Origin of the sequence: Streptococcus lishijunsis (assembly GCF_047290665.1) — a bacterium.
Lineage (GTDB): Bacteria > Bacillota > Bacilli > Lactobacillales > Streptococcaceae > Streptococcus.
Map to the genome: position 1 here is coordinate 130,010 of NZ_JBLBUC010000003.1, position 6,195 is coordinate 136,204.

Annotated in this window: 5 protein-coding genes and 1 pseudogene; 2 read left to right on the forward strand and 4 right to left on the reverse strand. The window is 41.2% G+C overall.

Going from position 1 to position 6,195, the window contains the following annotated elements; genetic code table 11:
• Positions 1-47: 47 nt before the first annotated feature.
• Together murA and metK are read right to left on the reverse strand one after the other, a co-directional pair.
• Positions 48-1,310 (reverse strand): UDP-N-acetylglucosamine 1-carboxyvinyltransferase, encoded by a 1,263-nt coding sequence (gene murA, locus ACLN19_RS02940; RefSeq protein ID WP_413383106.1) that lies wholly within the window; start codon positions 1,308-1,310, stop codon positions 48-50.
• A 168-nt stretch (positions 1,311-1,478) separates the two neighbouring features.
• Entirely contained in the window at positions 1,479-2,669 is a 1,191-nt protein-coding gene (metK, locus tag ACLN19_RS02945; protein ID WP_413383108.1) for a methionine adenosyltransferase, read from the reverse strand.
• 301 nt (positions 2,670-2,970) lie between these two features.
• Here metK and ACLN19_RS02950 point away from each other — a divergent pair.
• A pseudogene (locus ACLN19_RS02950) lies at positions 2,971-3,660 on the forward strand (biotin--[acetyl-CoA-carboxylase] ligase); the annotation flags it as partial.
• Here ACLN19_RS02950 and ACLN19_RS02955 read toward each other — a convergent pair.
• Both ACLN19_RS02955 and gdhA read right to left on the reverse strand, forming a co-directional pair.
• Positions 3,641-3,835, reverse strand: coding sequence for a DUF3272 family protein (locus tag ACLN19_RS02955; RefSeq protein ID WP_413383112.1), 195 nt, complete (start codon positions 3,833-3,835; stop codon positions 3,641-3,643). The pseudogene ACLN19_RS02950 and the gene ACLN19_RS02955 sit on opposite strands and share 20 nt — an antisense overlap.
• 214 nt (positions 3,836-4,049) lie before the next feature.
• On the reverse strand, positions 4,050-5,399 hold the full coding sequence (gene gdhA, locus ACLN19_RS02960; RefSeq protein ID WP_413383114.1) for an NADP-specific glutamate dehydrogenase: 1,350 nt from the start codon (positions 5,397-5,399) through the stop codon (positions 4,050-4,052).
• 205 nt (positions 5,400-5,604) lie between these two features.
• Here gdhA and ACLN19_RS02965 point away from each other — a divergent pair, with 205 nt between their 5' ends.
• Complete coding sequence (locus ACLN19_RS02965) at positions 5,605-6,117, forward strand: HdeD family acid-resistance protein (protein WP_413383116.1); 513 nt, start codon at positions 5,605-5,607, stop codon at positions 6,115-6,117.
• Positions 6,118-6,195: the final 78 nt, after the last annotated feature.

The window sequence follows — 6,195 nt, forward strand, 5'->3', positions numbered from 1 at the left end:
GCACAATTATGATAAGAGATAACTTAAAAGGAGTGATAACTCACTCCTTAATCTTCAATCAAGGCAATAGATGCCCCTAATGCTCTTAATTTCTCCACAATGTCAGCATAACCTCGTAGAATATACTCGACATTGGTAATCTCTGTTTTCCCTTTTGCCATCAAACCTGCAATAACCAAGGCTGCTCCTGCTCGCAAGTCACTTGCTTTAACAGGGGCACCAACTAAGTCATTAGGACCGTGAGAGACGATACGACCACCCACTAGACTAATGTCTGCGCCCATACGAGCCAGTTCTGGCACGTGATTGACGCGCTTTTCATAAATAGTATCAACAACTTGTGAGCGCTCTGTGGCTTTTAAAAGTAGCGGAGTCAAGGGCTGTTGTAAATCAGTCGCAAAACCTGGATAAGGCGCTGTTGTGACAGACACACCTTTTAGAGTATCTTGCTTTTCAACAAAAATCGCATCCTCTTCAATGGTCATACGCACCCCCATCTCCTCTAGCTTTGCAATGAAAGATTCCAAGTGTTCATACAAGACATTAGTCACGCGCACCCCCTCACCGATAGCTGCAGCAAGAGCAATATAGGTCCCTGCTTCGATGCGATCAGGAATCACCTGATGACGTGTCCCGTGAAGATGGTCAACACCTGTGATGACAATCGTATCTGTCCCAGCTCCTCTGATATGAGCTCCCATGTTGTTTAATAACGTCGCTACATCAATAATCTCAGGCTCACGTGCCGCATTTTCAATGACAGTACGTCCCTTTGCCATGCTAGCAGCTATCATCGTGTTGATAGTCGCTCCAACACTGACCGTATCCATGTAAATATGCGCACCACAAAGGCTCTCTCCCTCAGGCAGAGCAATACGCATATTCTCTCCCTCATAAGACACCGTAGCTCCCATAGCCTCAAAGGCCTTTAAATGAAGGTCAATAGGGCGTGGTCCTAAATCACAACCACCAGGCAAGGTTACAGTAGCCTCTCCGAATTTAGCCAACAGACTGCTGTAAAAATAATAAGATGCTCTGAGGTTAGTGACTTGAGACGATGGAAGCGGTTTATTTTGTAAACCACGAGGATCAACGACAAGAGTGGTCCCTTCTCGAGTGACTTTGACACCCATCTCTAATAAAATAGCAATTAAATGCTCCACATCTGAAATAGCAGGTACACCATCCAAAGTGACAATATCATCTGCCAAGATCAAGGCTGGAATCAGGGCTACCACACTATTTTTAGCTCCCGAGACAGCCACTTCACCAGCCAAGGGCTTTCCACCCTCAATTATCATTTTTCGCATACATTTTTATCTTTCCATACCTAAATTAAGCCTTTATATTTTACCACAAGAATGAGCTCTTGGCAATGATAGCGTTTTTGAACTTTAGCTAGCCTATCATAAAGCAACTAAGTTATAAAAAGAAATTGAAAAAGCATTGTCATAGTCATGACAATGCTTTTGATTAGCTTATTGCAGGGCTTTTTGAAGGGCCTCTACCTTATCCAAACGCTCCCATGGTAAATCAATATCTGTACGCCCCATATGACCATAAGCCGCTGTTTGACGGTAAATAGGACGCTTCAAATCAAGCATCTCAATAATACCAGCAGGTCTCAAGTCAAAGACCTCTCTCACTGCTGCTTCTAGCTGACTTTCACTAACAGTACCTGTACCAAAAGTATCCACACGAACCGACACAGGTCGAGCAACACCAATAGCATAAGCCAACTGCACCTCGGCTTTTTTAGCCAGCTTAGCCGCTACGATATTTTTGGCAATATAGCGAGCCGCATAAGAGGCTGAACGGTCAACTTTAGTAGCATCTTTACCAGAAAAAGCACCACCGCCATGACGCGCATAACCGCCATAAGTGTCAACGATAATCTTTCTTCCTGTCAGACCAGAGTCACCTTGAGGGCCTCCGATAACAAAACGCCCTGTCGGATTGATAAGAAATCGCGTCTGATCATCCAGATACCTGCTATCAATAACTGGCTTAATAACGTGCTCAACCATATCTTTGTAAATGGTTTCATTGTTGACTTCTGGGTCATGTTGTGTCGAGATGACTACAGTATCCACACGTACTGGACGGTCCTCTTCATCATACTCAACAGTCACCTGACTTTTAGCGTCAGGACGCAGATAAGCCAGCTCTCCTGATTTTCGTAAATCTGCCAGACGTTTAACTAAGTGATGCGCTAATGAAATCGGCAAGGGCATGAGCTCCTTGGTCTCATCTACAGCAAAGCCAAACATCAACCCTTGATCTCCAGCACCAATCACATCTAGTGCATCTTTATTGTCATCACCTCTAACTTCAAGAGCTTCATTGACACCTTGAGCAATATCTGGGGATTGCTCTACCAAGGACGGATGAACCCCCACTGATTCAGCAGAAAAACCGTACTCTGCCTTATCATAGCCAATCTCTGCAATAGTATCTCTAACCACACGGTTGATATCCACATAAGCTGTGGTCGAAATCTCTCCAAAAATATGGACAGAACCTGTATAAACAGCCGTTTCTGCCGCTACGTGTGCTTCTGGGTCTTGCTGTAAGATCGCATCCAAAATAGCATCTGAGATTTGGTCTGCAATCTTATCTGGATGCCCTTCAGATACAGATTCAGACGTGAATAGTTTACGTTCTGACATAAAAATGTCCCCCTTTTAAAAATAATAGACGATAGCTTTACACTATCCTGTTAAAAAGTTACAAAGAACTGACCTTAAGGTCACCTTATCGGGACTTAATAACCCTCTTAGTATATCATGTTTTTAGGATTACTAAAAGCCTAAAGAGATACTTTTAGGCAATCACTGCTCTGGTCATCACTATCGTTTAAGCATTAAATTAGTGTATAATAGAGCTATGACACAAAAACGATACACCGATAACTTAGATCCCCAGTGGATTGCACAAAAACTTCTTATCCCAACGACTCTGACGCACGCTAGTCAATCAACACAGTTAGATGCTAAAGAGGCTATTCAAAAAAACACATTAGCTCCCCATCTTTTTCTGGCCAATCAGCAAAGCGCTGCCAAAGGGCGCTTTAGTCGCCCCTTTTTTACAAAAGAAGATGGAGGCATTTACATGTCTTTATATCTTGATGCTCAAACAAGCCAGCAAGACCCAGCAACCTACACCTTAATGGTCGCATCTAGTATCGTCAAAGCCATAGAGCATCTCACGGGCATCAAGACAGCTATCAAATGGGTGAATGACATTTACCTCAATGATAAAAAAATCGCTGGCATCCTCACTGAAAGCCTTGTAGAGCCAGAGACAGGTGAGGTGTATGCACTTATTATTGGTGTAGGAATCAATTTTTTTATTCCTAATTTGCCTAGTCCACTCTCACAAAAAGCCACTAGCCTGTTTAGTGCACCACCCAAAATAAGCCGTAATCAGCTTATCGTTGAGATTTGGAGACTTTTCTTTAAAACACCTTATCATGACCTCCTTAAAGTCTATAAGGATAAATCCCTCGTTCTTGGGCGTACGGTCAGCTTTCACCAAAATAAAAAAGACTACCAAGGTAAGGCCATTGACATCACTCCCTTTGGTAGCCTTGTCGTACAATTAGATGACCATAACATCACCTATCTCTCCAGTGGTGAGATTAGTCTTTCTTCTTGGTGATTGTCAGAATCGTATCTGTCGCTTTTGAAAGGAGATAAGACTGCCTCAAATCACGATAAAGCAAAAATCCCCAAATCCCTGCAAAAAGATAAGACCCTTCAAATAAAGCTTCATTAAAACAGTAAGTCTCAAAAGCACATAAGACAGCCATGAGTAAAAATCGTTGTAAAGTCATGTTTATATTATACCACAAATCAAAAAGACTATACAGCCAAAATCAGTCAATGGTAAGGCACTGTTAATCAAGTTTTTCCCATAACATTTCAACGCTACTTGTTTGAAAACAAACGTCATCATTTTTAGTGCTGGGAAGTGCGAATATCATATATTTTAAAAAACGTAGTGAACAGTCACTACGTTTTTTCTGTTAAATAAGAGAAGCTAAGCTATTAGACAATACCTTGTGCTGACATGGCTTCTGCTACCTTAAGGAAGCCAGCAATATTGGCTCCGACAACAAGATTACCCTCATAGCCAAATTCTTTTGCTGCTGCTGCAGAATTGTCATAGATATTTTTCATGATGTCATACAATTTACCATCGACTTCTTCAAATGTCCATGATGTACGTCCACTATTTTGTGCCATTTCAAGCGCAGAAACGGCTACACCACCAGCATTAGCTGCTTTAGCTGGTCCAAACGCAACACCTGCTTTATGGAATACCTCAACAGCCTCAAGTGTTGAAGGCATGTTAGCCCCCTCAGCGACAGCGAGAACACCATTTGCCACAAGAGCTTTTGCGTCATCTTCATTCAGTTCATTTTGTGTCGCACATGGGAAAGCAAGGTCAGCTTTAATGTTCCAAATAGACCCTTCAGTTGCTGGTGTAAAGACTGCTGTTGGATGGCTTTCTGTGTACTTCACAATACGAGCACGCTCAACTTCTTTAAGTTGTTTTAATGTTTCAAGATTGATACCATTTTCATCATAAACAAAACCTGATGAATCTGACACGGCTACTACTTTAGCTCCCAGTTCATGAAGTTTTTCAGTCGCATAGATAGCAACATTTCCTGAACCTGAGACAACAGCTGTTTTACCTTTAAAATCTTGACCTTTGGCTTTTAGCATTTGCTCTGCAAAGTAAACAACACCATAACCAGTTGCTTCTGTACGAGCAAGAGAACCACCATAAGTCAAGCCTTTACCTGTCAAAACACCTGTGTATTCATTGCGAAGGCGCTTGTATTGACCATAAAGATAGCCAATCTCACGTCCTCCAACACCAATGTCACCTGCAGGTACATCTGTGTCAGCACCAATGTGCTTACTTAGCTCAGTCATAAAGCTTTGACAAAAGCGCATGATTTCATTGTCTGATTTACCTTTAGGGTCAAAGTTAGAACCACCTTTACCACCACCGATAGGTTGTCCTGTCAATGAATTTTTAAAAATTTGTTCAAAACCAAGGAACTTAATGATAGACTGGTTAACAGATGGGTGGAAACGCAAACCGCCCTTATAAGGACCAATAGCTGATGAAAATTGAACACGGAAACCACGATTAACGTGGACTTGACCCTTATCATCAACCCATGGCACACGGAATGATACGATACGCTCAGGCTCTACCAAGCGCTCCAAAAGATTTTCTTCAATATAGTTTGGATATTTGTCAAAGACAGGAACAAGAGATTCAAAGACCTCTTCTACTGCTTGTAAAAATTCTGGTTCATGAGCATTTTGCGCTTTCACTTTTTCAAAAACGCTAGCTACATATTCTTTACCTGTTGTCATAAAATGATTCCTCCATAATCTAAATCACATAAAATATTATAAATTTTCAGAATACTTTTTGTCAAGTATTTAACACGATTTTTAGCAAAAAATTTTCAGTGATGTCACTTTTTATAACATAAAGAATTGATTTTCATTGCCTATTGTCACCTCTTTTTCTTATGATATAATAGTTAGTATCATCAACATTACAAGTGAGGTTTTTATGAAATACTTTCCGCTAGCAACTGGTATTGTCAGCTTGCTCTTTGGTTTCTTTTTACTAGCACGTCCTTTGGCGACTGTCTCAACTTTGGGCTGGATTTTAGCTTTATTTGTCTTTGTTTCAGGTGTTAATGGCATTATGGACTATTTTCATCAACCACATGGCAAACGTAGCATCTGGATTTTGATTCAGCACACTATCTCTATCGTCTTTGGCTTTGCCTTAATCACAAGCTCTAGCTTTGCCAAGATTAACGTTGTCATTATGATTTTGGCTTACTGGGTACTTCTTAGCGGCTTTTTACGTTTAGTCACAGCTGCTCAGCTGCGTCGTGCACAGTTTCCTAGCGCTGAAGTGTCTTACTTCTTTCTAGCTGGTATCTTCGCCGTTATCTTTGGTTTCTTACTCTTGAGTGCTCCTGTGTTCTTTAGCGCTCTGATTGGCAACTTTATTGCTTTTGTCCTTATTTTTATCGGTATTTCAAGTCTCGCTATATTCTTTCGTATCCGATAATAGCAAAAAACTATCTGAGCAAATGAACTGCACCCCAAAAGTTAGACATAAAATCTAACAATTGGGGTGCTTTTCTTA